Source organism: Bacteroidota bacterium (assembly GCA_030706565.1).
Classification (GTDB): Bacteria; Bacteroidota; Bacteroidia; order Bacteroidales; family JAUZOH01; genus JAUZOH01.
Map to the genome: position 1 here is coordinate 1 of JAUZOH010000302.1, position 4,680 is coordinate 4,680.

4 protein-coding genes are annotated in these 4,680 nt (G+C 38.3%); 3 read left to right on the forward strand and 1 reads right to left on the reverse strand.

Annotated elements, in window-relative coordinates; translation table 11 throughout:
- Positions 1 to 16: 16 nt before the first annotated feature.
- The 3 genes from fucP (at position 17) to Q8907_12985 (ending at position 3,124) form a co-directional block, all read left to right on the forward strand.
- Positions 17 to 1,276, forward strand: a complete 1,260-nt coding sequence (gene fucP, locus Q8907_12975; GenBank protein ID MDP4275183.1) for an L-fucose:H+ symporter permease — start codon at positions 17 to 19, stop codon at positions 1,274 to 1,276.
- A 30-nt stretch (positions 1,277 to 1,306) separates the two neighbouring features.
- Positions 1,307 to 2,332 (forward strand): substrate-binding domain-containing protein, encoded by a 1,026-nt coding sequence (locus Q8907_12980; protein MDP4275184.1) that lies wholly within the window; start codon positions 1,307 to 1,309, stop codon positions 2,330 to 2,332.
- Between the two features lie 81 nt (positions 2,333 to 2,413).
- The gene (locus tag Q8907_12985) at positions 2,414 to 3,124 is read left to right on the forward strand and encodes an SGNH/GDSL hydrolase family protein (protein MDP4275185.1); all 711 of its coding nucleotides are present in this window, start codon (positions 2,414 to 2,416) and stop codon (positions 3,122 to 3,124) included.
- Between the two features lie 114 nt (positions 3,125 to 3,238).
- Here the strand turns inward: Q8907_12985 and Q8907_12990 are convergent.
- The coding region (locus Q8907_12990) for a glycoside hydrolase family 2 TIM barrel-domain containing protein (GenBank protein MDP4275186.1) at positions 3,239 to 4,680 on the reverse strand (1,442 nt) is incomplete at its 5' end.

The window sequence follows — 4,680 nt, forward strand, 5'->3', positions numbered from 1 at the left end:
AATTATAGGCCTCCCTATGAAACCAAAGATTCCTCTTACGGAAAAGAAATATGCACTGGTCTTTACGTTTCTGACTTTTCTTTTTTTAATGTGGGGCCTTGCCTTAACTATGGGAGACGTTTTAAACAAACAATTTCAGGATGTTTTGCACATTTCCAAGTCCCGTTCCGGCTTAATTCAATTATCCACCTTTGGTGCTTATGCTGTCATGAGCATACCTGCTGGTCTCTTTATAAAGAAGTATGGTTACAAAAGAGGAGTTATTTTAGGCCTGATATTATATGCAACCGGAGCCTACCTTTTTATTCCTGCCGCAGACGCACAATCCTTTGAGATGTTCAGGTTCGCTTTGTTTATACTTGCATGTGGAATGGCCACTCTCGAAACTGTTGCTCACCCATTCATCGCATTGCTAGGAAATCAGGAGACCAGCGATCAGAGACTTAATTTTGCTCAATCATTTAACGGATTAGGAGGAATTATAGGCCCGGTACTTGGTGGTTATTTCATTTTAAATAAAGACCACGACTATTCTCGTAGTTTATTATCTGTTAAGTACCTATACTTGTATATAGGTTTATTTATGACTCTTCTTACAGTTGCCTTTTCTTTTATTAAAATTCCTTCCCTTAATTCTCCACCCCAAAAGTTACCAAAGAATTCAACCCATAAAACAAATTTTTGGAAGGACACGGTTACACTCTTTAGCAAAAAGCATTTTGCATTTGCTGTAGTGGCCCAGTTTTTTAATGTTGCTGCACAAGGCGGTACATGGGCTTACTTTATCAACTACGGGCACGAAGTAGTGCATTTGAGCGCCGAGAAAGCAAGCTATTTTTTTGGCTTTAGCATCTTTATTCTTATGATAGGCCGTTTTGCCGGAACGTTTGCAATGCGTTACTTTGCACCATCCAAGTTGCTAACTATTTTCGCCGTAAGCAATATTCTAATGTGCTTACTGGTAGCACAGGGACTGGGATGGATATCATTCGTGGCGTTAATTATGATTAACTTTTTCTTTAGTATTATGTTTCCCACAATTTTTAGTCTGGGACTGAAAGATTTGGGACCATATACTCCCCAAGCTTCACCTTTTATAGTAATGGGGCTTGTAGGCGGGGCGCTTTTTCCACCCCTCATGGGTCTGGTAGCAAATCACAACATTGCAGATGCATATTATTTCCCAATTATCTGTTATCTAATTATTGCAATGTTTGGGTTACTATACCCCAAATTAAGAGGGCTTTATAATAGCTCCCAAACTATAAATACATAAAATTATTATTTTTATATAAACGATTACAAAGTGAAGAAAAAACTCTCTATTGTTGATATTGCAAGAGAATTAAATATCTCTAAAAGTTCGGTCTCTTTTATCTTAAATGGTAAAGCCCAAGAAAAACGAATTAGTGAGGAACTTGTCGAACGCGTTACAAAATATGTGGAGGAAGTAGGATATAAGCCAAATTCATTTGCCAAAAGCTTACGTACCGGCAAATCTAATACCATTGGGCTGATGGTTGAAGATATTTCGAACCCGTTTTTTGCCAAAATTGCCCGATTAATAGAAGATAGATCTTATCAGAACGGTTATAAAATGATCTATTGCAGTACCGATAACAATACGCAAAAAACATTGGACCTGATCACCATGTTCAGAGACATGCATGTTGACGGATATATTATTGCCCCACCTGAAGGAATTGAAAATGAAATTAATTCTTTATTAAAAGAAGGCCTTCCGGTTATTTTCTTCGACCGCTACCTCTCTTCTGTAGATACTGACCATGTCATTATAGATAACCGGCAAAGCATCTACGACGCCACCACTCACCTTATTGAACAAGGGTATAAAAATATAGGATTGTTAACCTTTTCTTCTGTACAGGTTCAATTGCAACAACGAATGCAAGGGTATAAAGATGCTTTACGTGATCATAACTTAAAACCCACCATAAAAGAAATTGTTTTTAACCAAAATGAAAGTATAATGTATGAACCAATTCTTTCATTTTTTAAAAAACAAAAGAATCTGGATGCCATGCTTTTCTCTACCAACCACCTCGGTGTACTGGGATTGAGAGCTATAAATGAATTAAATTTAAAAGTTCCTGCAGATATAGCGGTCATATCCTTCGATGATTATGAAGTTTTTCAGCTGTACACCCCCTCGATAACAGCTGTTGCCCAGCCCATTGAGGCTATTGCAGACAATATAATAACCATATTATTGAACAAGCTTAGCTCTCCCACTAAACAAAAGACAAGCCTGGCAGTAACTTTATCTACCCAATTATTCGTTCGCAAATCATCGCTTGCCAAAAGAATTTAATTTCTTTGTTTCAGGTCTGGGCTTAGTTTGAAGTAAAAATGTTTTTATTTTCTTAATTTATAGACTTATCGTTTTATAAAAATGAAGAGTATTTGTTTTGCCGTTTTATTATTTCTATCATCAACTAGCATTTTCTCACAAAACAGAATTGACCAGTTATCAATAAAAAAATCATTCAATTATGGAAAAACCGTAGCTGTTTTTGGTGGTTCTGTTTCTGTAATACCACCCAGCGATAGTGCTAAAATCCTATGGAAAAGATATTTAGGAATGACTGTTACCAACTACGGTGTCCCTGGTGCCGGATTTTCTTCGTTGCAAGGGAAATCTGTCCAGCAACAAGTAAATGAAGCGGGTAAGTTTGACATCTATATCCTTTGGGCATCAACAAATGATTATACAGGACACAGAGAAATAGGAAATTATACTGATTATACAGAATTCGATGGTTTTGACAAGGCTAAACTAATAACCCAAGCCGGGGGTATTAACTATTGTATCAAAAGGATATATGAGATAAACCCACATGCAGTCATATACTTTTTCACATCGAGTAAAGCATTTACAGATAGAGGCGGATATGATCCATTTTGTGAAAATGGAATGAATAAATACGTTGAAATGCAGAAGAAAGTCTGTGAACTTCATGGCATACCTTTTCTGGACCAGTTCACGCTGGGCGGATATAACATTTATAACAAAAAATTATATTACCACGATCCTATCCACATGAATACTTTGGGTTACAAAAAGCTAGGAGAACTTCAGGTTTCTTTCCTGGCTTTCCCTTAAATGAGTCATTTAGAAAAAAAATAAGGCTGTCAAAAATATTTAAAATTGACAGCCTTTTCTGAAATTAGGAAATTCGTTTTTAACGATCTGATATTACATCAAAGAAATCCAGCTCTACTTTTCTGGATTTTTACCCATAATTGCCTTAATTCTTTCCATATTAAACTTTGGTTTACGGTCGTATGTATAAATGCCGTTTTGTTCCTGTTCCACATCAGTCAACTGTGTAAAACAATATCCTGATATATGGCTGGTTTTAAGAATTGCATTGGTCAACCCTTCAAGCCTTTGATAAAATTCATCTTCTGTTTTAGGCCCATCTCCATAACCCCAACTATTCTTTGCGAATTGTTGTCCTACTATCCATTTAATGCCGCCATATTCGTCAACAAAATAGGGTTGTCCACTGTAAGTGACTTCCATGTTACGATTTTGCTGAAAATATACCCCGTCCTTCACTGTCAGTAAATCCTTGAGTTTATCAGGATTCTGTTCGTAGGTGTGAACAGTCCATAAATCGGTAACAACATGATAATTGCCACTTGCATCGTTAACTGGCCGGTAATCGAGGTTATGGGTGAGTTTATAAACATCGGATATAAACCGGTCGTGTTGTAAAGCCTCTCCATCAGGACGTTCCCAGGTTTCGTTAAAAGGCGTCCAGGCAATAATAGATGGGGAATTGCGATCGCGCATCACAATCTCAGACCATTCGCTTATAAAATTCCGGGCAGCAACTACATCATTGGTATTGCAACCCCAGCTTGAGGATTCACCCCAGGTAAGATAGCCCAATTTATCGGCCCAGTAATGAAAGCGTTCTTCAAACACTTTCTGGTGTAGCCGGGCACCATTAAATCCTGCCTGCATCGACAATTCTATGTCGTGACGCAAATCAGCATCGGATGGTGCCGTCCAGATACCAGTAGGATAAAATCCCTGATCTAGCACAAAACGCAGGTAATAGGGTTTGTTGTTGATGAAAAACTTATTCCCTTCTATATGTATCTTTCGCATCCCAGCATAGGACTGAACTTTATCAATAATCTTCCCTTTAGCATCAAGCACTTCAAAATAAACATCATACAAAAAAGGCGATTCGGGCGACCATGTTTTAACAGACTTAAGGGGCAGAACAGCCATTGATCCTGTTCCTGCCGGGATGGTTACCGAGCTTACTACTTTATTTCCATCCTGAATCCTGACATTTAGTTTCTCTCCTGCTGAAAGAGCATAAAATTCGGGGTACACCACAAAACGTTTCTGATCCAAGTCAGGAACAATATATGCCCTTTGCAAACCTTGAGGGGCAACTGCCTCCATCCAAACTGTTTGCCAAATACCCGTAGTTCGGGTATAATCGCATCCTTGCGAATAGTAGGCGTTGCATTGCTTACCTTTCGGTTGCTGTCCCGACCGTTGATCGTCTTCAACCTGTACGACCAAATCATGTTCGCTGCCTGCCTTTACAAACGGAGTAATATCGGCTTCAAAAGACGATGTACCTCCCCAATGGCGGGCAGCCAGTTTACCATCAATATAAATAGTTGCAAAAT